Source organism: Cognatiluteimonas telluris, from assembly GCF_011320095.1.
Lineage (GTDB): Bacteria > Pseudomonadota > Gammaproteobacteria > Xanthomonadales > Xanthomonadaceae > Cognatiluteimonas > Cognatiluteimonas telluris.
Map to the genome: position 1 here is coordinate 193519 of NZ_JAANOY010000003.1, position 24789 is coordinate 218307.

Annotated in this window: 23 protein-coding genes and 1 pseudogene; 17 read left to right on the forward strand and 7 right to left on the reverse strand. The window is 69.8% G+C overall.

From position 1 onward, the window contains the following. Positions 1-54: 54 nt before the first annotated feature. The 4 genes from rimO (at position 55) to G7B67_RS03990 (ending at position 3872) form a co-directional block, all read left to right on the forward strand. The gene (rimO, locus tag G7B67_RS03975; protein ID WP_166208161.1) at positions 55-1482 is read left to right on the forward strand and encodes a 30S ribosomal protein S12 methylthiotransferase RimO; all 1428 of its coding nucleotides are present in this window, start codon (positions 55-57) and stop codon (positions 1480-1482) included. A gap of 226 nt (positions 1483-1708) precedes the next feature. Beyond that, a complete protein-coding gene (locus G7B67_RS03980) occupies positions 1709-2614 on the forward strand; it encodes a cytochrome b/b6 domain-containing protein (protein ID WP_166208164.1) in 906 nt (301 codons plus the stop codon). Beyond that, complete coding sequence (locus G7B67_RS03985) at positions 2607-3377, forward strand: molybdopterin-binding protein (RefSeq protein WP_166208167.1); 771 nt, start codon at positions 2607-2609, stop codon at positions 3375-3377. Before G7B67_RS03980 ends, G7B67_RS03985 begins: the two co-directional genes overlap by 8 nt. Positions 3378-3443: 66 nt before the next feature. Continuing rightward, positions 3444-3872, forward strand: coding sequence for a low affinity iron permease family protein (locus G7B67_RS03990; protein WP_166208170.1), 429 nt, complete (start codon positions 3444-3446; stop codon positions 3870-3872). Here G7B67_RS03990 and greB read toward each other — a convergent pair. The 3 genes and pseudogenes from greB to G7B67_RS04005 form a co-directional block, all read right to left on the reverse strand. Continuing rightward, a pseudogene (greB, locus tag G7B67_RS03995) lies at positions 3869-4363 on the reverse strand (transcription elongation factor GreB); the annotation flags it as partial. The gene G7B67_RS03990 and the pseudogene greB sit on opposite strands and share 4 nt — an antisense overlap. Positions 4364-4454: 91 nt before the next feature. Next, a complete protein-coding gene (locus G7B67_RS04000) occupies positions 4455-4883 on the reverse strand; it encodes a hypothetical protein (RefSeq protein ID WP_166208176.1) in 429 nt (142 codons plus the stop codon). 159 nt (positions 4884-5042) lie between these two features. After that, on the reverse strand, positions 5043-6578 hold the full coding sequence (locus tag G7B67_RS04005; RefSeq protein ID WP_166208179.1) for a helicase HerA-like domain-containing protein: 1536 nt from the start codon (positions 6576-6578) through the stop codon (positions 5043-5045). Between the two features lie 321 nt (positions 6579-6899). Here G7B67_RS04005 and G7B67_RS04010 point away from each other — a divergent pair, with 321 nt between their 5' ends. Then, entirely contained in the window at positions 6900-8465 is a 1566-nt protein-coding gene (locus G7B67_RS04010) for a transglycosylase SLT domain-containing protein (RefSeq protein ID WP_166208182.1), read from the forward strand. A gap of 170 nt (positions 8466-8635) precedes the next feature. Here G7B67_RS04010 and asd read toward each other — a convergent pair whose 3' ends face one another. After that, the gene (asd, locus tag G7B67_RS04015; RefSeq protein WP_166208185.1) at positions 8636-9481 is read right to left on the reverse strand and encodes an archaetidylserine decarboxylase; all 846 of its coding nucleotides are present in this window, start codon (positions 9479-9481) and stop codon (positions 8636-8638) included. Then, positions 9478-10122 carry an SCO family protein gene (locus G7B67_RS04020; protein WP_166208188.1) on the reverse strand — a complete coding sequence of 215 codons (645 nt, stop codon included), beginning with the start codon at positions 10120-10122 and terminating at the stop codon, positions 9478-9480. The genes asd and G7B67_RS04020 overlap by 4 nt, the downstream gene beginning before the upstream one ends. A 165-nt stretch (positions 10123-10287) precedes the next feature. Between G7B67_RS04020 and prmB the strand changes: the two genes are divergently transcribed. From prmB to glmM, 10 genes are all read left to right on the forward strand, one after another. Then, positions 10288-11205: a 50S ribosomal protein L3 N(5)-glutamine methyltransferase gene (gene prmB, locus G7B67_RS04025; RefSeq protein WP_166208191.1), complete on the forward strand. Its 918-nt coding sequence runs from the start codon at positions 10288-10290 to the stop codon at positions 11203-11205. A gap of 143 nt (positions 11206-11348) precedes the next feature. Then, positions 11349-12449, forward strand: a complete 1101-nt coding sequence (gene aroC / locus G7B67_RS04030; RefSeq protein WP_166208194.1) for a chorismate synthase — start codon at positions 11349-11351, stop codon at positions 12447-12449. A 228-nt stretch (positions 12450-12677) separates the two neighbouring features. Continuing rightward, on the forward strand, positions 12678-13709 hold the full coding sequence (locus G7B67_RS04035; RefSeq protein ID WP_166208197.1) for an aspartate-semialdehyde dehydrogenase: 1032 nt from the start codon (positions 12678-12680) through the stop codon (positions 13707-13709). 76 nt (positions 13710-13785) lie between these two features. Further along, a complete protein-coding gene (locus tag G7B67_RS04040; protein ID WP_166208200.1) occupies positions 13786-15645 on the forward strand; it encodes a type IV pilus assembly protein FimV in 1860 nt (619 codons plus the stop codon). A 42-nt stretch (positions 15646-15687) separates the two neighbouring features. Further along, the gene (gene truA / locus G7B67_RS04045) at positions 15688-16479 is read left to right on the forward strand and encodes a tRNA pseudouridine(38-40) synthase TruA (protein WP_166208203.1); all 792 of its coding nucleotides are present in this window, start codon (positions 15688-15690) and stop codon (positions 16477-16479) included. Continuing rightward, positions 16476-17165, forward strand: a complete 690-nt coding sequence (locus G7B67_RS04050) for a phosphoribosylanthranilate isomerase (protein ID WP_279303948.1) — start codon at positions 16476-16478, stop codon at positions 17163-17165. The genes truA and G7B67_RS04050 overlap by 4 nt, the downstream gene beginning before the upstream one ends. A 66-nt stretch (positions 17166-17231) precedes the next feature. After that, positions 17232-18455 (forward strand): tryptophan synthase subunit beta, encoded by a 1224-nt coding sequence (trpB, locus tag G7B67_RS04055; RefSeq protein WP_166208206.1) that lies wholly within the window; start codon positions 17232-17234, stop codon positions 18453-18455. Positions 18456-18605: 150 nt separating this feature from the next. Next, positions 18606-19424: a tryptophan synthase subunit alpha gene (gene trpA / locus G7B67_RS04060; protein ID WP_166208209.1), complete on the forward strand. Its 819-nt coding sequence runs from the start codon at positions 18606-18608 to the stop codon at positions 19422-19424. Positions 19425-19508: 84 nt separating this feature from the next. Further along, positions 19509-20399: an acetyl-CoA carboxylase, carboxyltransferase subunit beta gene (gene accD, locus G7B67_RS04065; RefSeq protein WP_166208213.1), complete on the forward strand. Its 891-nt coding sequence runs from the start codon at positions 19509-19511 to the stop codon at positions 20397-20399. Beyond that, complete coding sequence (gene glmM, locus G7B67_RS04070) at positions 20396-21760, forward strand: phosphoglucosamine mutase (RefSeq protein ID WP_166208216.1); 1365 nt, start codon at positions 20396-20398, stop codon at positions 21758-21760. The genes accD and glmM overlap by 4 nt, the downstream gene beginning before the upstream one ends. A gap of 115 nt (positions 21761-21875) precedes the next feature. Here the strand turns inward: glmM and G7B67_RS04075 are convergent, their stop codons facing one another. After that, the gene (locus tag G7B67_RS04075) at positions 21876-22547 is read right to left on the reverse strand and encodes a DUF6445 family protein (RefSeq protein WP_207780865.1); all 672 of its coding nucleotides are present in this window, start codon (positions 22545-22547) and stop codon (positions 21876-21878) included. A gap of 2 nt (positions 22548-22549) precedes the next feature. Continuing rightward, entirely contained in the window at positions 22550-23356 is an 807-nt protein-coding gene (locus tag G7B67_RS04080) for an SDR family NAD(P)-dependent oxidoreductase (protein WP_166208219.1), read from the reverse strand. A gap of 191 nt (positions 23357-23547) precedes the next feature. On the opposite strand from G7B67_RS04080, the gene tpiA reads away from it, so the two are divergent. Both tpiA and secG read left to right on the forward strand, forming a co-directional pair. Then, positions 23548-24309 (forward strand): triose-phosphate isomerase, encoded by a 762-nt coding sequence (gene tpiA, locus G7B67_RS04085; RefSeq protein WP_166208222.1) that lies wholly within the window; start codon positions 23548-23550, stop codon positions 24307-24309. 54 nt (positions 24310-24363) lie between these two features. After that, positions 24364-24789, forward strand: a 426-nt coding sequence (secG, locus tag G7B67_RS04090; RefSeq protein ID WP_166208225.1) for a preprotein translocase subunit SecG, incomplete at its 3' end; no start/stop codon positions are given.

Genomic DNA, 24789 nt, shown 5'->3' on the forward strand with positions numbered 1-24789 from the left:
TTCTAGCGCCGCGGCACACGCTTATAATTCGCGCCCGCCACGCGCCCGCCACCCATGTCCCCGCACGCCACCACGGCCGAGTTCGCCGACGCCCCGACCGCAGACCGTGCCCCAGCCACGAGTGGCACTGCCGCCAACCCGAAAGTCGGCTTCGTCAGCCTCGGCTGCCCGAAGGCATTGGTGGATTCCGAGCGCATCCTCACCCAGCTCAGGGTCGAGGGTTACGACCTGGTGCAGAGCTACGACGCCGCCGACGTGGTCGTGGTCAACACCTGCGGCTTCATCGACTCGGCGGTGGCCGAATCGCTGGATGCGATCGGCGAGGCGATGGCGGAGAATGGCAAGGTCATCGTCACCGGTTGCCTGGGCAAGCGCGCCGATGTCATCCGCCAGGCGCATCCGGGCGTGTTGTCGATCAGCGGCCCGCAGGACTACGGCAGCGTGATGTCCGCCGTGCATGCCGCACTGCCGCCCGCGCACGATCCGTTCACCAGCCTGCTCCCGCGTCGCGCGAGCGACGACAACGACGTCGGCATCAAGCTCACGCCGAAGCACTACGCCTACCTGAAGATTTCCGAAGGCTGCAACCACCGCTGCAGCTTCTGCATCATCCCGTCGATGCGCGGCGACCTGGTGTCGCGCCCGGTCGCGGACGTGCTGCGCGAGGCCGAGAAGCTGGCGATGAACGGCGTGCGCGAATTGCTGGTCGTCTCCCAGGACACCTCCGCCTATGGCGTGGACACCCGCTATGCCGAAGGCAGCTGGCGCGGCAACACCTACCAGGCGCGGATGCGCTCGCTGTGCGAGGGCCTGTCCGCGCTCGGGCTGTGGACGCGGCTGCATTACGTGTATCCGTATCCGCATGTCGACGACGTCATCCCGCTGATGGCCGATGGCCGCCTGCTGCCATACCTGGACATCCCGTTCCAGCACGCCAGCCCGCGCATCCTCAAGCTGATGAAGCGGCCCGGCGCGGTCGACCGCACGCTCGAGCGCATCCAGCGCTGGCGCGTGCTGTGTCCCGACATCACCATCCGCTCGACCTTCATCGTCGGTTTCCCGGGCGAGACCGAGGACGAGTTCGAGCAGCTGCTCGACTTCCTCGACGAAGCGCAGCTCGACCGCGTGGGCGCCTTCGCCTATTCGCCGGTGGAGGGCGCCAGTGCCAACGCGCTGCCCGATCCGGTGCCCGAGGCCGTGAAGCAGGAGCGCCTGGCGCGCTTCATGGCCCGGCAGGCGGCGATCTCCGAGGCGAAGCTCGCGGCGAAGGTCGGCAGCATCCAGCGCTGCCTGGTCGATGCGATCGACGGTGACCTGGCCATCGCGCGCTCGCAAGCCGATGCGCCCGAGATCGATGGCCTGGTGCAGATCCAGAACGGACTGGAAGCGGGGCTGGTGCCGGGCCAGTTCATCGACGTCGAGATCCTCGGCAGCGACGAACACGACCTGTATGGCGAGGCGCTGGTCGCGCAGATTCCCTGAGCGTCGGTAACCGCGTGGTCGCGTGGCCTGGGGCGGCCCTGGCCTGGGCCGCGATGCCCCCGACTGCCCAGCGGCGGTTCGCCGCCGTCACGTCGCGCATCCGGGTCGCCTGGACGCCCGCCATGGACGCGTGCCGCCGCCGTCCGCCGGCCTGCCACGGAGTGGGAGCCGCCCGATTCGGGGCGTACCCTGCGCGGGGCGGAGGAGGGCTGTATCGATGGCATCGATGTCGATCGGGTTGGAACCTGTCGCGGTGGACCGCGCCGAGCCGGACACGGCCGCCGGGTCGGAAGGCGTCGGCCGCTTCGAATGGCGCACCGTCCTGCGACACCGCCTTCCGCTGCGGGTGATGCACTGGATCAACCTGCTGTGCATGCTGGTGCTGGTCGGCAGCGGGCTGCAGGTCTTCAACGCGCACCCGGCGCTGTACTGGGGCGCGCAATCGACGTTTGCCGCGCCCGTGTTCGCCACCACCGCCGTGCGCGGGCCCGATGGTCGCGCCAGCGGCATCACCACCGTGGGCGACCATCGCTTCGACACCACCGGCGTGCTGGGCGTGTCGCGGCGCGCGGACGGCATGCGCGTGAAGCGCGGTTTTCCGGAATGGGCGACGATCCCCGGGCCGCGCTCGCTGGCGCTGGGGCGGCGCTGGCATTTCTTCTTCGCCTGGCTGTGGGTGATCAACGGCGCGTGTTTCCTGCTGTGGTCGCTGGCCAGCCGCCATCTGTCCCGTGACCTGGCGATGCAGGCGCGCGACTGGCGCGGCATCGGCCGCTCGATCGTCGAACACCTGCGCTTCCACCATCCGGTGGGCGAGGAAGCCACGCACTACAACCCGCTGCAGAAGCTCGCCTACCTGGGCGTGATCTTCGTGCTCGCGCCGTTGGCGGTGCTGACCGGCTTGTCGATGTCGCCTCAACTGGCCAGCCTGCTGGGCTGGTGGCTGCAACTGGTGGGCGGGCGGCAGTCCGCGCGCACGATCCACTTCATCGTGATGTCGCTGTTCGTCGCCTTCACCGTGGTGCATGTGTTGATGGTGGTTTACGCCGGGCCGATCAACGAGATGCGCTCGATGCTCAGCGGGCGCTTCCGCGTGCGGGTTCCGCGCGGCGAAGGAGCAGGCCATGAATGATGCTGTCGTGCCGTCGCGCCGGCGGCTGCTGCGCGCGGCCATCGCAGGCACCGGCATGGGCCTGCTGGCCGGCTGCGACGCGCTGTCGCGCAACGCCGCTTTCGTCGACGTGCTCAGCCTGGCCGAGCCCCTGAGCCAGCGCGTGCAGCGCGGCCTGAGCGGGCAGCGGCTGGCGGCGGAATTTCCCGAGTCGATGATCTCGCCGGTGTTCCGCCCCAACGGCTCGATCGATCCGCGCACGCCCGAGTACCTGGCGCTCAAGGCCGAAGGGTTCCGCAATTACCGCCTGCAGGTCGCCGGGTTGGTCGAGCGGCCACTGGAGTTTTCGCTCGACGCACTGCGCGCATTGCCCACGCGCACCCAGGTCACGCGCCACGACTGCGTCGAAGGCTGGAGCGTGATCGGCAAGTGGAGCGGGGTGCCGCTGGCGCACCTGCTGGGCCTGGCCCGGCTGAAGCCGGGAGCGCGCTACGTGGTCTTCCACTGCTTCGACGACCTCACCGGCGACGGCTCGCGCTATTACGAAAGCGTCGACCTGCTCGATGCCTTCCATCCGCAGACGATCGTCGCCCACAGCCTCAACGGCGCGCCCCTGCCGGTCGCCAACGGCGCGCCGGTGCGGCTGCGGATCGAGCGCAAGCTCGGTTACAAGCAGCCCAAATACGTGCGCCTGATCGAAGTGGTCGATGGCTATCGCCGGTTCGGCGGCGGGCAGGGTGGGTACTGGGAGGACCTGGGCTACGACTGGTACGGCGGCATCTGACTCGCGCGCGGCGACGGTGCCGTCGCGCCGGGTCTGCTACATGTGGCTCGACTGCAGGAGCGGACCGTGCACAAGACCCATGCCTTCACCCGCCTTGCGAAGGGCGCCGCGCGCTTCACCGGGCGACCGTCGTGCTTCGGCCTGGCGGCGCTGGCGATCGTCGCCTGGGTGGTGACCGGTCCGCTCTTCGGCTTCAGCAACACTTGGCAACTGGTGATCAACACCGGCACCACGATCATCACGTTCCTGATGGTGTTCCTGATCCAGAACACCCAGAACCGCGACACCGAGGCGATGCAGATCAAGCTCGACGAGCTGATCCGCGCCACCCGCGGCGCCAACAACCGCCTGCTCGACCTGGAGGAACTGGAGGATCGCGAGCTGGAAGCCTTTCGCAGCAGCTACGAGTCGCTGGCCGAATCCGCGCGCCAGGCCGGGGGCGAGGAGCTGCGCTCCGGCAGCCCGGATGTGTCCGTCCCGCCGGAACGGGGATAGTCCACCGACACGATCACGAACCGCGCCGGACCCGCCGGCAGCGTCGCCTCGAAGTCGTCGTCGACCCGCTTGCGCAGCATCGCGCGCGCCAGCGGCGAGTCGATGCTGATCCAGCCGCGGCGCGCATCGGTTTCGTCCGGCCCGACGATGCGGTGCGACGCGCACGCGCCGCTGGCGAGATCCTCGACCTCCACCTGCGCGCCGAAGAACACCGCGCCCGGATCCGACGGCGGCGCGTCCACCACGCGCAGCGTGGCGAGCCGCTTGCTCAGGTAACGCACGCGCCGGTCGATGCCGCCCAGCTGCTTCTTGCGATAGGTGTATTCGGCGTTCTCCGAGCGGTCGCCTTCCGCCGCCGCGGCGGCCAATGCCTTCACCACCTCCGGCCGTTGCACGCGCCACAGGTCGTCGAGCTCGGCTTTCAGGCGCGCATGGCCTTCGGGCGTGATCAGCGCGGTGCTCGATTCGGCAGGGGGGCGCCAGCGACTCATGCGACAACATCGGCCTCGGGCCGGTGTTATCGCAGAGTCCAACCCACCGCTCAAGCAGTTGCGCTTCGGCGCGCAGCCGCAGCCGGCGAGCTCAGGGCCGGGTGGCTTCCTGCACGAGTTCGGCCGCGGTGCTTGGTCCGGACACGTAGGTGTCGGTGTGCGAGGCCATCAACTCACGCAGTTCGAGCCCGGATTTCATGCCAGTCGACTGTCCCTGCGCGCGCGCGGCGGCATCGGCTTTCGCGCGCATCGCATCGTCCATGGCGGGGGCGATGGCGATGTAGTCCCAGCTGTCGCCGTCCAGGTGCCGGTACCACTGCGTCGGCGGCGCTCCGGCGCTGGCGGCCGCCGCTTCCTGCGCCGCCATCCATTTCAGGAAGGCCAGGTGCTCGCCCGGGGCGATGCGATAGATGCCGACGATCGAGGTCCTGGGCGCCGCCTGTGCCAGCACGGTCGGAATGCCACCCGCCATGGCGGCGACCGCCACCAGCGTGCACAACATGCGATTGAAACGGGACATCACAGGCTCCAGGCGCCCACGGCGCGTGACCGGGCCCTTGAAGAGCGTCGTCGGATCCCGGTTGTCCGGTGCCGGCGCTGCCGGCGGCCAGCCGCCGTGCGCAAGGAGCAACGCCGCTGCCGGCCTCCAGCGGCCACGGCCTTCGCGACCGGACGCGCGCTAGCGCCTGCCGCCGAAGATGCCGCCCAGCACCCCGCGCAGGATCTGGCGCCCGACCTGGCTGCCGACGGTGCGCGCGGCCTGCTTGGCCATCGACTCCACCATGCCCTGGCGGCGGCTGGTGCCGAAGACGGCGTCGCGCATGGATTGTCCCAATCCACGGTCTTCCGCAGGCCGCCGAGCGGGCGCGGGCGGGTTGCCCTGGCTTGCGCGCGGGGGGGCGTCGCCATGCCCTGCGGCCACAGCTGCGTCGGCATGGCGCGCCTGCAGCATTTCGGCCGCCGATGCGCGATCCACCGCGGTGTCGTATTTGGCCCCGACCGGGCTGCCGGCGCGCACCTGCGCGCGCTCGGCGTCGGTGATCGCGCCCATGCGGCAGCGCGGCGGCGCGATGAGCGTACGTTCGACCGGCTGCGGCACGCCCTTGTCGCCCAGCATCGACGCTAAAGCCTCGCCGACGCCGAGCTGGGAAATCGCGGCGACGACATCGAGTCCTGGATTGGGCACGAAGGTTTCGGCGGCGGTTTTCACCGCTTTCTGGTCGCGTGGCGTGAACGCGCGCAGGGCGTGCTGCACGCGGTTGCCGAGCTGGCCGAGGATCGCATCAGGCACGTCGTCGGGGAACTGCGAGCAGAAGTACACGCCCACGCCCTTGGAGCGGATCAACCGCACCACCTGCTCGATGCGCTGCTGCAGCGCCGGCGGCGCGTCGTCGAACAGCAGGTGCGCCTCGTCGAAGACGAACACCAGCTTCGGCTTGTCCAGGTCGCCGACTTCGGGAAGTGCCTCGAACAATTCCGACAGCAGCCAGAGCAGGAAGCTGGAATACAGCCGCGGCTTGAGCACGAGCTGGTCGGCGGCGAGGATCGAGATGACGCCCAGTCCATCGGGCGTGGTGCGCATCAGGTCCGCCAGTTCCAGCGCCGGTTCGCCGAAGAACCCGTCGCCGCCCTGCTGCCCGAGCTGCAGCAGCGCGCGCTGGATCGCGGCGATCGACGGTGCGCTGACCAGGCCGTATTGCGCGCCGATGTCCTTGCGGTGTTCGGCGACGTGGTTGAGCAGCCCGCGCAGGTCTTCCAGGTCCAGCAGCAGCCAGCCGTTGTCGTCGGCGAGCTTGAACACGATTTCCAGCACGCCTTCCTGGGTATCGTTGAGCTCCAGCATGCGCGCCAGCAGCGTGGGGCCGATCTCGCTCACGGTGGCGCGCACCGGATGGCCGAGCCGGCCGTACAGGTCCCAGAAGATCGTCGGGTTGGCTTGCGCGCGGTAATCGACGACGCCGATCGTGGCCGCGCGGGCCAGCAGCTTCGCGTCGGCGCTGCCGGCGACGGCCAGGCCCGCGACGTCGCCCTTCACGTCGGCGAGGAACACCGGCACGCCGATCCGCGAAAAGCCTTCGGCCAGCGTCATCAGGGTCACCGTCTTGCCGGTACCCGTGGCGCCGGTGACCAGGCCATGGCGGTTGGCGTAGGCCGGCAGCAGTTCGACCAGGCGGCTGTCCGGGGTGGTGGCCTTGCCGACCAGGATCGGATTCATGCGCGACTCCACGGGGGAGCGCCGATTCTATGGGTTGTCCGGCTGGGATGTTTCCCAGGACTCGCGCCGCGTGCGCACGTGATCCGGTGGCGCCTGGCGGGAAGCAGCTGCGCCCTCGCGCGGTGAGCGCGACGCGACCAAGGCCATGCATCATTCGCGGCACCTCGCGCATGGGTGCGTAACTGAATTGGCGGCGCCGCCGGTTTACTTGCCGCGGGTCCAGTGATTTTTGTAACCGCGTCGGTGGAACTCGTCGTCGAAGGTTGCCGCGGGTGCTGTCGCGGCCTAACCTGTAACTGTCTTCACCAGGTCTTGCCGTCGATGAATACTGCTGCCGACAAGGGGTTTCTCGCATCCCTGCTTCCCGTCGCCGCGGGCGCCGCATGCGTGGTCGCCCTGTTCGCGGCCTCGCCGGATGCGAGTGCGCTGTCGCGTCGCGACCAGGCCAACATCGACACCCTCAACCACAACATGGCCGCCGCCGAGGCGCGCTACACGCAGGCGTTGGTGAAGATCGGCAACAACGATCCCGACGGGCAGAAGGAAGGCGACGCCGCGCTCGAGGACATGGAAGACGCCGTGGCCGCCTGCGGCCAGCAGCGGGGCTGCCAGGTGTCGACGCTGCTGGCGACCTACAAGCGCCTGCTCAAGCTCAATGCCGATGCGTCCTCGCCGGCCGGCGACGACGAGATCGATCCCGACGATCCGGATCCGGATCACGCCGGCGACGTGGCCTTCAATGCCACGGTCCCGCAGGCCGCGCAGGCGGCGAGCCTGCTGGACAGCCACAGCCATCGCTTCGACGCGATGGTGCAGTACAACCCGGCGGTGCAGGCCGGGATCCGCCGCTGGCTGACCGACATGCGCGGTGCGCTGCTGCAGAGTTACGAGAATTACGAATACATGCGCCAGCTGATGTGGCCGTCCTACCAGCGGGCGGGGCTGCCCGAGGCGCTGCTGTTCGGGATCATGGCCAAGGAATCCAACGGCAAGGTGCACGCGACTTCGCGCACCGGCGCGGCCGGGCCGATGCAGTTCATGTACGCCACCGGCAAGCGTTTCGGGCTCGGACCCGACGCCACCGGCTTCGACACCCGCTACGACCCGCGCGCCGCGGCGGAAGCCAGTGCCAGTTATCTCAACGAGCGCATGGGCGAGCTCAACCGGAGCATCGAGTTGTCGCTGGCGGCCTACAACGGCGGCGAGGGACGCGCGCTGCGGGTGTACCAGGGGTCGCAGGGCAGGGGATTCTGGGATGCGTCGGTCTACAACCAGTTCCCCGCCGAGACCCAGGATTACGTGCCGATGGTGATCGCCGCGGCGTGGCTGTTCCTGCATCCGAAGCAGTACGGACTGAGCTTCCCCAGTGTCGACGCCAGGCCCGCGCCGCTGCGGTTGGCGCGGCCGGCATCGATCTATGAGCTGGCGATCTGCCTTGGCAACCGCGGCGTGCGCGAGGGCTTCATGCGGCCTTTGCGCAACCTCAACCCGCGCTACGAGGCCGACAGCTGGATCCCGGCCGGCACGACCTTGAACGCCACCACCCAGATCGTCGGCCTCTACAACCGCTATTGCCTGCAGGGGCCGCGCGCGGTGCTGGCCGACCAGCTGGTGCGCAGCGACCCGGACACCGCGATCGTGCGCAATGGGGCGCTCCCCGCAGCGGACGCCGTGCGCACCACGGTCGCAACCGGCGTTCCGGCGCCGAGCGTTCACAAACCGCGCCGGCAGCTCAATTACAGCGTGCAGCGCGGCGAGACGCTGACCTCGATCGCCGAGAAGTTCCAGTGCGATACCGGAGATCTCGCGGTGGCCAACGGCATCAAGGGCCCGCGCTATGCGATCCGGCCGGGACAGCGGCTGAAGTTGTCCGGCTGCCAGGACTAGCGCCCGCGCGCGGTGCAAGCGACGGCGCGCACCGGGTAGCTCGCCCCTCGTAGGGCGACTTCAGCGGCGGGCTTCCCTTGGGTGCCAGCAAGGCGCTCGCGGCTGAAGCCGCTCCTATGAAAGGAAGCGCTCCTGCGAAAAGAGGCCGCACCTACGAAAAAAAGCGCGTGTCACCCGACCAGGGTAGCCAGTCGCTGGCCCAGCCGCACCGGCGATTCGGCGCCCAGGCCATCGGCAAGCCGCGCCACGCCGGCCGGCAGCAGCACGATCACCGTCGAGCCGTAATTGAAGCGCGCCATCTCCTCGAAGCGTTCGAGGCGGATGTCGGCGCCGCGGTAATCCTTGACCGTCACCGCATCGCCGTACCGCGGGATCTCGATCCCGCTCCAGACGGTTTCCACGCCCGACACCAGCAGCGCGCCGACCATCACCATCGCCATCGGCCCGAAGTCGGTGTCGAAGTGGCACACCAGCCGCTCGTTGCGCGCGAACAGCCGCGGCACCGTGCGCACCGCCGCCGGTCCGACGCTGAACAAGCGCCCCGGTACGTGCACGGTTTCCAGCAGGCGCCCGCGCCAGGGCATGTGCACGCGGTGGTAATCCTTCGGCGACAGGTACACGGTCGCGAACAGGCCGTCCTCATACGGGCGCGCCGCATCGTCGTCGGCGAGGAGTTCTGCGGCGGTGAACGACTGCCCCTTGGCCTGGAAGATCCTGCCGCCTTCGATCGCGCCGCACTGGCTGATGCGGCCGTCGGCGGGTATCAGCAGCGCACGCGGATCGGGGTCGGGCACGCGCACACCGGCGCGCAGGCCGCGGGTGAAAAACGCATTGAACGAAGGATAGCTGCGCGGATCCGGCTGCTCGGCCTCGGACAGGTCGACCCCGAACTTCCGCGTCACCGTGTCGATCAGCCATGCACTCGTCCGCGGGTGCCGCGAGTACGCCAGCCGCCGGGCCAGTGACGACAGCGCGCGATGCGGCAGCGCGTAGGTCAGTCGCGTCGTCCAGCTCATCGCATCGCCGCCTGCGTCAGCGCCGCCATGTCGGCGGCGATCGCCCTGGAGTCCAGCGGCGGCATGATCACGCCTGCCATCCGCGCCTGGGGATCGAGCACGGCCAGCGACGCCGAATGGTCGATGCTGTACTGATCGGCCGCGGTGCCTTCGGGCGCCGGCACCTTCATGAACACCATCGACAGCGCGCGGGCGAAGGCTTCCAGCGCCGGGATGTCGGCCGTGGCCGCCAGCGTGTCGCGGTCGAAGGCATGGGCGTATTCGCCGATCGCGTCGGGCGTGTCGCGCTCGGGGTCGACCGACACGAACAGCACGCGTGGCCGGGTGGGATCGGGCAGCGCGGCCCATTGCTTCTGCGCCTGCGCCAGTTGCGCCAGTGTCGTCGGGCAGACATCCGGGCAATGGGTGAAGCCGAGGAACACCAGCGTCCAGTGCCCTTTCAACTCGCCCGGCACCAGTGGCGTGCCGTCGGACTGCTGCAGCGAGAACGCCGGCAGCTCGCGCGGGTGGTCGAACAGTTTCACGGCCTTCAAGGCGGGCGGCGCCGGGGTGCGCGCGTCGAACCAGCGTTGTCCGGCCCAGAGCCCGAGCGCCGCGGCCAATGCCGCGACCAGGATCCAGCCGGTGGTGCGATTGAACATGGGCTCTCGCAGGGGTGTGGCGGCGCAGGCGCGCGTGGGCCGGCATCATAAGCGGGCGGGTGTCGCGGGGGCATGCCGCGGGGCACGTCTCGGATGTCCGGCCCGGGGCTGCGCCGGACCGTCGCTATAATCGCCCGCCTGATCCGACGAGCACCGCGCGCTGCCATGACCGACGAGCTCCAGACGATCATCGACCTGATCCGCTATGGCGCCAGCCGCTTCAACGCCGCGGGCCTCACCTTCGGCCACAGCTTCGACAACGCCATCGACGAAGCCACCCAGCTGACGCTGCACGGGTTGCACCTGCCGCACGACATCGGCCCGGCCTATGGCCAGGCACGGGTGACGCTGGCGGAAAAGGAAGAGGTGCTGGGATTGTTCCTGCGCCGGATCGAGGAGCGCGTGCCGGCGGCCTACCTCACCGGCGAAGCCTGGTTCGCGGGCCTGAGTTTCAAGAGCGATCCGCGCGCGCTGGTGCCGCGCTCGCCGATCGCCGAGCTGATCGAGCAACAGTTCCAGCCGTGGCTCGGCGACCGCGAGGTACGCCGGGCGCTGGACCTGTGCACAGGGTCGGGTTGCATCGCGATCGCGATGGCGCATTACAACCCCGAGTGGCACGTCGACGGCATTGACCTGAGCGACGATGCGCTCGCGCTGGCGGCGGAAAACAAGGCGCGCCTGCACGCCGACAACCTGCGGCTGCTCAAGTCGGACCTGTTCTCGGCGCTCCAGGGCGAGCATTACGACCTGATCGTCACCAACCCGCCGTACGTCACCAACGCCGAAACCGACGCGTTGCCGCGCGAGTATTCCCACGAGCCCGAGCTCGGCCTGCGCGCGGGCGACGACGGCCTGGACCTGGCGTTGAAGATCCTGCGCGACGCGCCGCTGCACCTGACCGACGAAGGGCTGCTGGTGTGCGAGGTCGGCGAGGCCGAGCAGGCGCTGGTGAGGCTGCTGCCCGAACTTCCGCTGGCGTGGGTGGAGTTCAAGGTCGGGCAGATGGGCATCTTCGTCGCCGAGCGGCACGATCTTGTGACCCACCACGCGAAGATCAGGAAGCTGGCCGACAAGCGCGCATAGCGACCAGCGCGAAGCAGTTCGACAGCCGGGGAGGGCTCCCGATGTCGTCATCCCCGCGAAGGCGCGATCCAGCGATCATGATGGTCTGATGCAATGACCCCTGGTTCCCGCTTCCGCAGGAACCACGTGCGAGGGCAGCGGCATTGAATACGTTCGGGCATCTCTTCCGCGTCACCACCTTCGGCGAATCGCACGGGCCGGCGATCGGCTGCGTGATCGATGGCTGCCCGCCCGGCATCGCCATCGCGCCGGAGGACTTCGCGGCAGACCTCGCGCGCCGCGCCACCGGGCGCACGCGGCACACCTCGGCTCGCCACGAGGCCGACGAGGTCGAAATCCTCAGCGGCGTCTACGACGGGCACAGCACCGGCACGCCGATCGCGCTGCTGATCCGCAACACCGATGCACGCAGCAAGGATTACGACGCCATCGCGCGGCAGTTCCGCCCCGGCCACGCCGACTACACCTACTGGCAGAAGTACGGCACCCGCGATCCGCGTGGGGGTGGTCGCAGCAGCGCGCGCGAGACCACCATGCGCGTCGCCGCCGCGGTGATCGCGAAGAAGTGGCTGGCCGACAGGCATGGCGTGCGCGTGCGCGGTTACCTCGCGCAGATCGGCGAGGTGCTGCCGCGCAGCTGCGACTGGGCGGCGATCGAATCCAATCCCTTCTTCTGGCCGGATGCAGCGCAGGTACCAGAGCTTGAGACCTACATGGACGCGCTGCGCAAGTCGGGCGACTCGGTCGGCGCGCGCGTTACCACGGTCGCCACCGGCGTGCCGCCGGGCTGGGGCGAGCCTGTCTACGGAAAGCTCGATGCCGATCTCGCCGCCGCGCTGATGTCGATCAATGCGGTGAAGGGCGTGGAGATCGGCGACGGCTTCGCCGTGGTGATGCAGAAGGGCAGCGAGCATCGCGACGAGGCGACGGCGGCGGGATTCGCGTCCAACCATGCCGGCGGCATCCTGGGAGGCATCAGCAGCGGCCAGGCGATCGTGGCCTCCACCGCGTTCAAGCCGACCTCGAGCCTGCGCCTGCCCGCGCGCGGCATCGATGTCGACGGCAACGAAGTCGAGATCGTCACCACCGGCCGCCACGACCCCTGCGTGGGCATCCGCGCGACCCCGATCTGCGAGGCGATGGTCGCGCTGGTGCTGATGGACCACGCGCTGCGGCATCGCGCCCAATGCGGGGATGTCGGACTGGTGGCGCCGCGGATTCCCGCAGGTGCGCGCGCGTCGTAGCCAAAGGGTGGCTTCCCAAGCGCGATGTCCCCCGGTAGGAGCGGCTTCAGCCGCGAGCTTTTTTCGGGCGCTGCAAGAGCTCGCGCCTGAAGGCGCTCCGACCGAGCCCAGGCGGCCTGCGCCAAAAAGCGCTTCCGCCGGGCATAAAAAGGCTCGCGGATGACGCCGCTCCCATGAGGAGGGCTCGCGCCCCATACAATCACCACTTCACCGGATCAGCGAAGACGCATGGACAGGAAATACAAAGTGGCGGTGGTCGGCGCGACCGGTGCGGTCGGCGAAGTCATGCTGTCGGTGCTGTCCGAGCGTAAATTCCCGGTCGGGGAGCTCGTTGCGCTGGCGAGCGAGCGCTCCGCCGGCGGCCACGTCGCGTTCGGCAACCGCGAGGTCGTGGTGCAGGACCTGGCGACCTTCGATCCGACCGGCGTCGACATCGCGCTGTTTTCCGCCGGTGGCGACATCTCCAGGCAGTACGCGCCGAAGTTCGCCGCGGCCGGCGCGGTGGTGATCGACAACTCCTCGGCCTTCCGCCGCGACGAGGATGTCCCGCTGGTGGTGACCGAAGTCAATCCGGAGGCCATCGTCCGCCGCCCGCGCGGGATCATCGCCAACCCCAACTGCTCGACCATGCAGATGCTGGTCGCGCTGGCGCCGATCCATCGCAAGGCCGGCATCGAGCGGATCAACGTCGCCACCTACCAGTCGGTCTCGGGCACCGGCCGGCGCGCGCTGGAGGAGCTCGGGCGCCAGACCGCGGGCCTGCTGAACTTCCAGCCGGTCGAGGCCGAGGTCTATCCGGTGCAGATCGCCTTCAACGTGATCCCGCATGGCGGCGACTTCACCGACAACGGCTACACCAGCGAGGAGATGAAGCTGGTGTGGGAGACGCGCAAGATCCTCGGCGACGAGTCGGTCCGGGTCAACGCGACCGTGGTACGGGTGCCGGTGTTCTATGGCCACTCCGAGGCCGTCAATGTCGAAACCCGCGAGCATCTGTCGGCGGCCGAGGCGCGCGCGTTGCTGCTGCAGGCGCCGGGCGTGGAAGTCGTCGACGAGCCCGTCGCCGGCGGCTACCCGACGCCGGTCACCCATGCCTCGGGGACCGACGCGGTCTACGTCGGCCGCATCCGCGACGACCTCTCGCATCCCAATGGCCTGAACCTGTGGATCGTGTCGGACAACATCCGCAAGGGCGCCGCGCTGAACGCGGTTCAGATCGCCGAGCGGCTCGTCGCCGAACATCAGGCAAACGCGGCTTGATGCGTTGCGGCCGACGGGCGCGGGCGGCTAGAGTCGGCGCCACGCGCATCGTTGCGGGGCAGTCATGGGGGTGGGCGTGAGCGTGAGCAGCAGGTGGCCGGTCGCACTGGCCTCGACCTTGGCCGTGGTGTTGGCCTTGGCCAGCGGATCGGCGGCGGCATTGGGACTGGGCCAGATCCAGGTCAAGTCCAAGCCGGGGCAGCCGCTGCTGGCCGAGATCCCGATCATCTCCAGCGATCCGACCGAGTTGCAGGGGCTGCAGGTCAAGCTCGCCTCGCCCGATACCTTCCGCCGCGTCGGCCTTGAACCGCCGCAGGGCGCCGCTGCCACCTTGCGTTTCGAGCCTGCGCTGGATGCCGGTGGCCATCCCGTCGTGCGCGTGACCAGTGCGCAGCCGGTGACCGATCCGGCGCTGACCTTCCTGGTCGAAGTCGACTGGGGCCAGGGCCGCCTCGTCCGCGAATACTCGGCGCTGGTCGACATACCGCGCACGGTGGCGGCGACGCCGCAGCCGATCCAGGCACCGGTCGTGGCCCCCTCGAATGTGGTCATGCGTCCGAAGCCGCCTGTCGCGGCGGTCCCGGCGCCGGCGCCAACGCCTGCCGGCCCGCCCCCCCCGGAGGTAGCGACCACCCCCGCGGCCCCGATGGTGGCCACGTTGCCGCCCCCGGCCGACATCGACATCGCGACGCCGGTTGCGACGCCTGCCTTGGCTCCGGCGCCGCTGGATCGCAGCGACGTCTATGGGCCGGTGCGTGCGGGCCAGACGCTCGCAGGGATCGCCGCCAGCCTGGAGCAGGCGCAGGGACACAGCCTCGCGCAGACCATGCTGGCGTTGCTGCGCAGCAATCCCGATGCCTTCATCGGCGGCAACATCAACCAGCTCAAGGCCGGGGCGGTCCTGCGCCTGCCGCAAGCCGACGAGCTGTCCCGGCTCGACCGCCGCCAGGCCGCGGCGATCGTGCACCAGCAGATCGTGCAATGGCGCGATGCGCGTGAGCCCACGCCGCAGTCCGCGCTGGCGTCGTCGACCGCGGCGTCCGCGACGGCCGAGCCGCGCCCCAAGGGTGCCACGGGCAGGCCGGGGCGCAGCATCGAAGCCCGGCTGGAAATCGTTCCCCCTTCCTCCGGCCGTGCGCAGGCTGGCGGGACAAACCAGGCAATGCGATCCGGCATCCAGGCCGGTGGCGAGGGCGACATGCTGCAGCTGCAGGAAACGAAGGAAACGCTCGCCGCGCGCGATGCCGAGGTGAGAGAGCTTAAGACGCGCGTCGCGGAACTGGAAAAGCTGCAGGCACAGCAGCAGCAACTGTTGACGCTGAAGGACAGCGCGCTGGCCCAGGCGCAGCAACGGCTGGCGGCCGTCAACCAGGCGTCGGCCAGGCCGGCGGCCACCACCCAGGGCCCGGCCTCGGCGCCGGCAGCCAGCGGGACCCCGCTCTGGCTCTGGGGCGGTCTGGTCCTTGTCGTCGCGGCGCTGGTCGGCTGGTGGGTCACGCGGCGGCCCCGGGCGGCCGTGGCTCCGCCGCGCCGCGGGTTCGATACCGAGACCCTCGCCGCCGGGATGGCGGCGGCCAAACCCGCTCCGGGCACAGCGTCGGCAGATCGGGCAGTGGCGGGCGAGGTGGCGCGCGACGCGACTGGAAAGCCTGCGCCGGCGTCCGGGGCCGCGCGCCAGGGTCGGGCCAAGGCCGCGCCTGCAGCCGTTGCAGCGGTCGTGCCGCCATGGCATGGGGCGACCACCGACTCCGCCGTTGCCGCAACGGACGCGTCCGTCGCGGTGGAACCCGCCGAGCCGGCGCAGAAGCTCGAGCAGGCGCAGGCGTTCCTGGCCATGGGCGACGAAGACACTGCGCGCGAACTGCTGCGCGACGTACTCAACGGGCGCGACCCCGCAGCGCGCGACCGCGCCGCCCGGCTGCTGCGCGACCTCTGATGCCGTCTGGGGCCGGTCGCCTGCGCGGCAGGCATTAGCGTGATGCGGTTCGCGCTGGGCGTCGAGTACGACGGCAGCGGCTTTTCCGGCTGGCAGCGGTTGCATCGGCCGGGCGAGCCGGACCGCCGCGGCGAGCCGACGGTGCAGGCGGCGGTCGAAGACGCCCTGTCCTTCGTCGCCGGCACGCGGATCGACGTCACCTGTGCCGGCCGTACCGATGCCGGCGTGCACGCCGCCTGCCAGGTGGTGCATTTCGACACCGACGCGGTGCGCGAACCACGCGGCTGGGTGCTGGGCACCACCAGCCGGTTGCCGGAAGCGATCTGCACGCTGTGGTGCGTGCCGGTGGCCGATGACTTCAGCGCGCGTTTTTCGGCCCGGGCCCGCCGCTACCGCTACCGGATCCTCAACCGCGCCGTGCGGCCGGCGCTGCAGCGGCAGGTCCTGTCGTGGGAGCGCCGGCCGCTGGATGCCGGCGCCATGCACCGCGCCGCGCAGGCGCTGGTGGGCGAACATGACTTCTCCGCCTTCCGCACCGTCCACTGCCAGGCGCCGCATGCGCGCCGCGACCTGCAGCAGATCCAGGTCTCTCGCAGCGGCGAGGTGGTCGAGGTCGAGGTGCAGGCCAATGCCTTTCTTCACCATATGGTGCGCAACATCGTGGGTAGTCTGCTGCCGATCGGTCGCGGCGAGCAGCCGGAGGATTGGCTGGCCGGGCTGCTTGCCGGCCGTGATCGCACGGTTGCCGGCCCGACCGCGCCGCCCGACGGACTGGTGTTCGTCGGCCCGCGCTATCCCCCCCAGTGCGGCCTGCCCGCCGAGGTGACGATGTGAGCCCCAGTGACACGCCTTCCAGCTGCCGTCCGTTGTTCCGCACCCGGGTCAAGTTCTGCGGCATGACGCGGCCGGGGGACGTGCGCCTGGCCAGCGAACTGGGGGTGGACGCGATCGGTTTTGTCTTCTCGCGCGCCAGTCCGCGCCGACTGCGGCCGGAACAGGCGCGGCTGATGCGCAACGCGCTGGCGCCGCTGGTCGATGCGGTCGCGTTGTTCCAGGACAACAGTGCCGACGAAGTCCGCGAAGCGGTTCGCCATGTGCGTCCCACGCTGCTGCAGTTTCACGGCAGCGAGGACGACGCGTTCTGCCGCTCGTTCGGCGTGCCGTGGATCAAGGCGGTGCCGATGGGCGATCCGATGGCCGGCTCGCCGAATGCGTTGCAGGCGCGCTACCCGGGGGCGGCCGGGTTCCTGTTCGACAGCCATGCCACCGGACAGCCCGGCGGCAGCGGGAAGTCTTTCGACTGGTCGCGCCTGCCCACGACGCTGACCAAGCCGCTGATCCTGGCCGGCGGGATCACGCCGGCCAATGTCTTCGACGCGATCATCGCCGCCATGCCGTGGGGCGTGGATGTGTCCAGCGGGATCGAGGTGGCGCCGGGCGTCAAGGATGGCGATCGCATGCGCACCTTCGTGGAGGAAGTGCGCCGCGCCGATTGCCACGTCGAGCACGTACCGGCCTGAGCGCGCCGGACACGAAGGCGTGGGCGGTTCGTTACACTGCGCGGCCGTTTCCGCCGTGCGCCACCGATGGATCGCGATCGCGACACCACCATTGATTTCCACGCCTGGCCCGATGCCTCGGGGCATTTCGGCCGCCACGGCGGGCGCTTCGTCGCCGAAACCCTGATCGGGCCGCTTGAAGAATTGGCCGCGGCCTACGATGCCGCGCGCGGCGATCCCGCCTTCATCGCCGAATTCGACGACGACCTGGCGCATTACGTCGGCCGCCCCAGCCCGATCTACTGCGCGCAGCGGCTGAGCGACGACGTCGGCGGCGCGCGCATCCTGCTCAAGCGCGAGGACCTCAACCACACCGGCGCGCACAAGATCAACAACACCATCGGCCAGGCGCTGCTGGCCAGCCGCATGGGCAAGACCCGGATCATCGCCGAGACCGGTGCCGGCCAGCACGGCGTCGCCAGCGCGACGGTCGCCGCGCGGCTGGGGCTGGAATGCGTCGTCTACATGGGCGCGACCGACATCGAGCGGCAGAAGATCAACGTCTATCGCATGAAGCTGCTCGGCGCGACGGTGGTGCCGGTGAACAGTGGATCGGCGACGCTCAAGGACGCGCTCAACGAAGCGATGCGGGACTGGGTGACGAACGTGCGCGACACGTTCTACATCATCGGCACTGTCGCCGGGCCCGATCCGTACCCGCGCATGGTGCGCGACTTCAACGCGATCGTCGGCCGCGAGGCGCGCGCGCAGATGCTGGCCGAATACGGGAAGCTGCCGGATGTCGTCACCGCCTGCGTTGGCGGCGGCAGCAATGCGATCGGGATCTTCCACGCCTTCCTCAACGATCCAGGCGTGCGCATCGTCGGCGCCGAAGCGGCGGGCGAGGGGATCGCCAGCGGCCGCCATGCCGCCTCCTTGTCGGCCGGGCGCCCGGGTGTGCTGCATGGCAACCGCACCTATGTGCTGTGCGACGACGACGGCCAGATCGTCGAGACGCATTCGGTTTCGGCGGGGCTCGATTACCCGGGCGTGGGCCCCGAGCACGCGTTCCTGAAGGACACCGGGCGGGCGGAATATGTCGGCGTCACCGACGACGAGGCGCTCGCCGCCTTTCACCGGCTCGCACGCACCGAAGGCATCCTCGCCGCACTCGAATCCAGCCACGCGATCGCGCAAGCGGTGAAACTCGCGCGCGACCTGCCCAGGGACGCGCTCGTGCTGTGCAACCTGTCCGGCCGCGGCGACAAGGACGTGCACACGATCGCCGCGCGCGAAGGGCTGCAGTTGTGATCGCGTTTTCCGTAGAGGCGAAGATTGCCGCGCGCACGGATTGATCTTCCTTCTCCCGCTTGCGGGAGAAGGTGCCCGAAGGGCAGATGAGGGCGCTTTCAGAGACAGAGAGATTGCGGCTGTAGCCGCTCCTACCGAACAGCTGGACGCATGAATCGCATCGACACCCGTTTTGCACGACTCAAGAGCGCCGGCCGCAAGGCGCTGGTGCCGTTCTTCACCGCGGGTGATCCGTCGCTCGAAGCCACCGTGCCGGTGATGCACGCGCTCGTCGATGCCGGTGCGGACGTGCTGGAGCTCGGCGTGCCGTTTTCCGACCCGATGGCCGATGGCCCGACCATCCAGCGCAGTTCCGAGCGCGCGTTGGGCAAGGGCGCCGGACTGTCGTACGTCTTCGATTGCGTGCGCGACTTCCGGGGGCGCGATGCCGAAACGCCGGTGGTGCTGATGGGCTATCTGAACCCGGTCGAGATCCGCGGTGCCGAACGCTTCGCGCGCGAGGCGGTGGCCGCCGGCGTGGACGGCGTGCTGCTGGTGGACCTGCCGCCGGAGGAACTGGCCGAGTTCCGCGAAGCCTTCGCCAGCCATGGACTGGCGCTGATCCTGCTCGCCGCGCCCACCACCACGGATGCGCGCCTGGGCCTGCTTCGCGAGGCGGCGCAGGGCTACCTCTACTACGTCAGCTTCGCCGGCGTCACCGGCGCCGACCAGCTCGATACCGGCGCCGCGGGCGAGCGCCTGCGTGCGCTGCGGAGCCACAGCCCGGTGCCGGTCGTCGCCGGATTCGGCATCAAGGACGCCGCCTCGGCCGCCGCGATGGCGGTCGAAGCCGATGGCGTCGTCGTCGGCAGCGCGCTGGTCGCGCAGCTCGCACCGGCGGGCGATGTCGCCGATGCCGAAGCGCGAGCCCGGGCCTTCCTGGCACCGCTGCGGGCCGCGCTGGACGGTCGCGACGGAGCGCTGCGCTAGACTTCACGCTGGCCTTGACGGCCCTTGTGTCACAAAGACCGGCGCCGGCGCGCCCATTCCATTCCTGTCCGAGGTGTCGTCCCGGTGAGTTGGCTGAAGAAACTGATGCCCGCGCGTATCCGAACCGAGGCTCCCGCCGGCCGCAAGCGCAGCGTGCCCGAGGGGCTCTGGGAAAAGTGCGACCGCTGCGGTGCGGTGCTCTATCGTCCCGAGCTCGAGGAAAACCTCGAGGTCTGTCCCAAGTGCAACCACCACATGCCGATCCGGGCGCGGGTGCGGCTGCACGCGTTCCTGGATGCCGGCAGCACCAGCGAGATCGGCGCGGGGCTCGGCCCGACCGACGTGCTCAAGTTCAAGGACCAGAAGAAGTATTCCGACCGCATCAAGGCCGCGCAGAAAGCCACCGGTGAGCGCGATGCGCTGATCTCGCTGCAGGGCACGCTCAAGGGCCGGCCACTGGTCGCCTGCGCGTTCGACTTCGCGTTCATGGGCGGCTCGATGGGTTCGGTGGTCGGCGAGCGCTTCGCCCTGGCGGCCGAACGCGCGCTGGAGATCGGCAGCCCGCTGGTGTGCTTTTCCGCCACCGGCGGCGCGCGCATGCAGGAAAGCCTGTTCTCGCTGATGCAGATGGCCAAGACCTCCGCCGCGCTGGCGCGCCTGCGCGCCGCCAAGCTGCCCTATATCTCGGTGATGACGCACCCCACCACCGGCGGCGTGTCGGCTTCGCTGGCGATGCTGGGCGACATCAACCTCGCCGAGCCCGAGGCGCTTATCGGCTTCGCCGGCCCGCGCGTGATCGAGCAGACCGTGCGTGAAACGCTGCCCGAGGGCTTCCAGCGCAGCGAATTCCTGGTCGAGCACGGCGCCATCGACCAGATCTGCGACCGCCGCGAAATTCGCGACCGCGTCGCCGACCTGCTGGCGCTGCTGATGAAACAGCCGCGGCCGGTGGATGAGGTCGAGGTGGCGGCTTGAGCCGCAACTACTTCGGTACCGACGGCATCCGCGGGCGCGTGGGCGAAGGCCCGATCTCGGCCGACTTCGTGCTGCGCCTGGGCAATGCCTATGGCCATGCGCTCAAGCAGCGCGCCGAGCAGGGGCGCGAGTGGCGCAAGCCGATGGTCATCATCGGCAAGGACACGCGCATCTCCAACTACATGTTCGAGGCCGCGCTGGAAGCGGGCCTCGTCGCCGCCGGCGTCGACGTGCAGCTGATGGGCCCGATGCCGACGCCGGCCGTCGCGCACCTGACGCGTTCGCTGCGCGCCGATGGCGGCATCGTGATCTCGGCCTCGCACAATCCGCATTACGACAACGGCATCAAGTTCTTCTCCGCCCTTGGCGAGAAACTCGACGACGCCGCCGAGCTCGCGATCGAGGCCGCGCTCGACCAGCCGTTCATCACCATGCCTTCGGAGCAGCTCGGCAAGGCCGTGCGCACGCGCGATGCGCTCGGGCGTTATGTCGAAGCCTGCAAGAACTCCGTCCCCAAGGGCTTCGACCTCGGCGGCATGTGCGTGGCGATGGACTGCGCCAATGGCGCGACCTACCAGCTCGGGCCGCTGGTGCTGCGCGAACTCGGCGCCCGCGTCGACGCGATCGGCGTGGATCCCAATGGCATCAACATCAACGACGGCGTGGGCTCGACCCATCCCGAAGGCCTGGTCGCGCACGTCGCCGCGGTGCACGCCGACGTCGGCATCGCCTTCGATGGCGACGGCGACCGCGTGCTGTTCGTCGACGCCGATGGCGCGATCTGCGATGGCGACGACCTGCTGTACGTGCTGGCGACCGACTGGCAGCAAAGCGGCCGTCTGCACGGGCCGGTGGTCGGCACGCTGATGAGCAACTACGGTTTCGAGCGCGCGCTTGGCGAGCGCGGCATCGCGTTCCTGCGCGCGAAGGTCGGCGACCGCTACGTGCACCAGGCGCTGCTGCAGCACGACGGTGTGCTCGGTGGCGAGGCTTCCGGGCACCTGCTGTGCCTGGATCGCGCCAACACCGGCGATGGCATCGTCAGCGCGCTGCAGGTGCTGGAAGTGCTGCGCCGGCGCGGCATCACCCTGCGCCAGGCACTGGCCGGCATGCAGCGCGTGCCGCAAAAGACGATCAACGTGCGCTGCGCCAACGGCGCCAGGCCTGCGGAGGCGGATAGCGTCAAGGCGGCGCTGGCGCAGGCGCTGCAGGCGGTCGAAGGTCGCGGGCGGGCGTTCCTGCGGCCGTCGGGCACCGAGCCGGTGGTGCGGGTCACGGTCGAGGCCGACGACGAGGCATTGGTGCGGTCGACGCTGGAGTCGCTGGCGGCGGCGGTGCGGGCGGCAGCGGACGCGGGCTGAGGGTCGTCGCCAAACCGTGAAGCGATGTTGATCGCTTCACGGCGGGTTGAAGCCCGGCTTGCGACAGCGAGCGGGCGGGATTTGGCCGCGGGTCGATGGCGGGTTGGAATCCGCCTTACGCCATCCAGAAAAACACGGCAGCCATGCGCTTGTCGGCCAGCGCGTGGCCGCAGTAGTCACTCGCGCTGTGGATGAGGTTGGCGCGATACAGCAGCAGGCGATTGAACCGGTGCTCGATGGCGACGTCCTCGACGAAGGAATTCATCGCCACGAAGCGCGAGCCCAGCGCTTCGACAAGATTGGCGTGCGGCGGCATCACCGCGTTGCCGCCGAGCTGGCCATTCGGCAAACGCTGGCGGTAGAAGCTGGTGCCGCAGTCCGCCGGTGCCGTTGGATTGAGATAGAGCACCGCGGCGTAACGGCACAGCCTACGCGAGTCGGTATGCGGCTTGGGGCCGGACTCATCGACGCCGACGACCTGCACGCAGTTGTGGTTGAGGTGGCCACCGTCGGGCGTCGATTCGATCCACAGCCGCTTGCTGCCGGTGGCCTGGCGCACCCAGGCCTCCAGCGGTTCCAGTTCGGCCGGTTCCAGCGCCGGCATGGTGCGCATGCCCGGCCAGGCTTCCGGACGATGCGGATAGCCTTGCGTCCAGTCGTCCCGCGCCAGGCAACGTTCGCGCACGGCCACCGGGTCGGGCAGGGCATCGTCGAGCAACCAGTAATCGCGGCCCTGCGTCGGCTTGCGGTAGGGCAGCATGCGTACGGGCGTGGGCTTGGGTTGCATGGTCAATCCGTGTCGCGGAAATGCTTGCTGGGGCCGGCGACCAGCGCGCGCATGGCGGCCGCCGGCAGCAGCCTGCTCATGCCGGCGATGAGCTGGTTGATGCGGCCGACGACGATGCGCGCGTCGCCGCGCTCGACGGCGTCGATGCCGGCGCGCGCGACGGTGTCCGCATCCAGCCACAACCACGGGGGCAACTTCGATACCCGCCCGCGCATGCCGTTGGCGTCGTGGAATTCACTGTAGGTGAAGCCTGGGCACACGGCGGTCACGTGCACGCCGCGCGCCCGCATCTCCTCGGCCAGCGACTCGGAAAAGCGGATGACGAAGGCCTTGGCCGCGCCATAGAGCGTGTGGCCGGCCGAGGCCGGCGTCAGTCCCGCCAGCGACGCGACGTTGATGACGCGGCCATGGCCCACCGCTTCCATCGCGGGCAGCAGGCGCCAGGTGAGTTCGGCGACCGACGTCACCAGCACCTGCAGGAAGTCCGCATGCACGCTCCAGTCCGAGGACAGCAATCGCCCGGGCACGCCGTAGCCGGCGTTGTTGACCAGGTGCGTCACCGCGATCCGGCGCCGTTGCAGTTCCGCGACCAGCCGGGCAGGGGCGTCGCGCTGCGCAAGGTCGGCGGCGATCACCTCCACCGGCACCTGCACGCGCAGTTCGCAGGCCAGGGCTTCGAGCCGGTCCAGGCGCCGCGCGGTGAGTACCAGCGGCACGCCGCGCCGCGCGTAGTCGCGTGCGAATGCCGCACCGATGCCGCTGGAGGCGCCGGTGACGAGGGCATGGCCGGGGTGTGCGGATGGGACCATGCGACTCGCCGCGGGAAGGCGCCCGATTCTAAAGCCACGTTGCCGGCTTCCTGCAGTGGCCCAGGACGCCCGTCGCATCCATCCCGTGGTCGTGGTCGTGCGAATGCGTCGCAACGGCACCGGCGGTGCATGGAGGCGCGCGCCTGCCGGCTGCTAGACTGCGCGCCTTTCACGGCATCCCTGGGTGTGGCATGCGTCGCCGGATCGTGGCTGGCAACTGGAAACTGCACGGCGACCGCGCGTTCGCCCACGGCCTGCTGGATGCGATCACCGCGCGGCCGGCCCCCGCGGGCGTGGACCTCGTCGTGCTGCCGCCGCTGCCCTACCTGAGCGGGCTGGTCGCCGCCTATCCGTCGGTCGCGTTCGGCGCCCAGGACGTCAGCGCCAATGCGCAGGGCGCCTACACCGGCGAAGTCTGTGCCTCGATGCTGGCCGATGTCGGTGCGCGCTATGGGCTGGTCGGGCATTCCGAGCGGCGCCAGTACCACCACGAAGGCAGCGAGCTGGTCGCGCGCAAGTTCCAGGCCGCGCGCGCCGCCGGGCTGGTCCCGATCCTGTGCGTCGGCGAAAGCCAGCACCAGCGCGAGGCCGGCCAGACCGAATACTGCATCGAGCGCCAGCTGCAGCCGGTATTCGACCTGTGCGGCGAGCAGGCCTTCGAAGGCGCCGTGGTCGCCTACGAGCCAGTCTGGGCGATCGGTACCGGCCTGACCGCCACCCCGGAGCAGGCGCAGGCCGTCCACGCGTTCATCCGTGGCGAAGTCGCCGCCCGCGATGCTAAAATTGCGGGCTCGCTGCCGATCCTCTATGGCGGCAGCTGCAAACCCGGCAACGCCGCGGCGCTGTTCGCCCAGCCCGACGTCGATGGCGGCCTGATCGGTGGCGCCTCGCTGGTGGCTGCCGATTTCCTCGCCATCGCGGCGGCCGCCGGCAATCCGCCAGGCGGTCGCTGACCTCCGGTTGTCGGCCTGTCGATGGGCCAGCGTTACCACTGAAGAGATCGTTCAATGCTGTTGTTGATCCTCAATGTCCTCTACGTGCTGCTCGCGATCGGCATGATCGCGCTGATCCTGATGCAGCGCGGTGCCGGTGCGCAGGCGGGCTCGGGCTTCGGCGGCGGCGCCTCGGCGACCGTGTTCGGCTCCCGCGGCGCCTCCAACTTCATGTCCAAGAGCACCAAGTGGATGGCGGTCGCGTTCTTCGCGATCAGCCTGTTCATGGCCTGGTACTCGACCCACAACTCCACCCGCGGCCCGGTCAAGCAGGATCTCGGCCTGATGGCGCAGGTCCCGGCGGCGCCGGCGACCACGGCGCCGGCCACCGGCAACACGTCCGTGCCGAACGCACCGGCGCAGGCCGCCCCCGCGACGCCTTCGACCGCGGCGCCCGACGCCAGCGTGCCGACCGCGCCGATGGCGCCATCGCAGGCGCCT

Coding starts and splice junctions, on each gene's coding strand:
- trpA (WP_166208209.1), top strand. CDS start 18,606: ATGAATCGCATCGACACCCGTTTTGCACGACTCAAGAGCGCCGGCCGC.
- tpiA (WP_166208222.1), top strand. CDS start 23,548: ATGCGTCGCCGGATCGTGGCTGGCAACTGGAAACTGCACGGCGACCGC.
- prmB (WP_166208191.1), top strand. CDS start 10,288: ATGACCGACGAGCTCCAGACGATCATCGACCTGATCCGCTATGGCGCC.
- G7B67_RS04005 (WP_166208179.1), bottom strand. CDS start 6,578: ATGAATCCGATCCTGGTCGGCAAGGCCACCACCCCGGACAGCCGCCTG.
- rimO (WP_166208161.1), top strand. CDS start 55: ATGTCCCCGCACGCCACCACGGCCGAGTTCGCCGACGCCCCGACCGCA.
- G7B67_RS04080 (WP_166208219.1), bottom strand. CDS start 23,356: ATGGTCCCATCCGCACACCCCGGCCATGCCCTCGTCACCGGCGCCTCC.
- trpB (WP_166208206.1), top strand. CDS start 17,232: ATGGATCGCGATCGCGACACCACCATTGATTTCCACGCCTGGCCCGAT.
- G7B67_RS04010 (WP_166208182.1), top strand. CDS start 6,900: ATGAATACTGCTGCCGACAAGGGGTTTCTCGCATCCCTGCTTCCCGTC.
- G7B67_RS04075 (WP_207780865.1), bottom strand. CDS start 22,547: ATGCAACCCAAGCCCACGCCCGTACGCATGCTGCCCTACCGCAAGCCG.
- G7B67_RS04020 (WP_166208188.1), bottom strand. CDS start 10,122: ATGTTCAATCGCACCACCGGCTGGATCCTGGTCGCGGCATTGGCCGCG.
- G7B67_RS04035 (WP_166208197.1), top strand. CDS start 12,678: ATGGACAGGAAATACAAAGTGGCGGTGGTCGGCGCGACCGGTGCGGTC.
- G7B67_RS03985 (WP_166208167.1), top strand. CDS start 2,607: ATGAATGATGCTGTCGTGCCGTCGCGCCGGCGGCTGCTGCGCGCGGCC.
- G7B67_RS04000 (WP_166208176.1), bottom strand. CDS start 4,883: ATGTCCCGTTTCAATCGCATGTTGTGCACGCTGGTGGCGGTCGCCGCC.
- G7B67_RS03980 (WP_166208164.1), top strand. CDS start 1,709: ATGTCGATCGGGTTGGAACCTGTCGCGGTGGACCGCGCCGAGCCGGAC.
- asd (WP_166208185.1), bottom strand. CDS start 9,481: ATGAGCTGGACGACGCGACTGACCTACGCGCTGCCGCATCGCGCGCTG.
- truA (WP_166208203.1), top strand. CDS start 15,688: ATGCGGTTCGCGCTGGGCGTCGAGTACGACGGCAGCGGCTTTTCCGGC.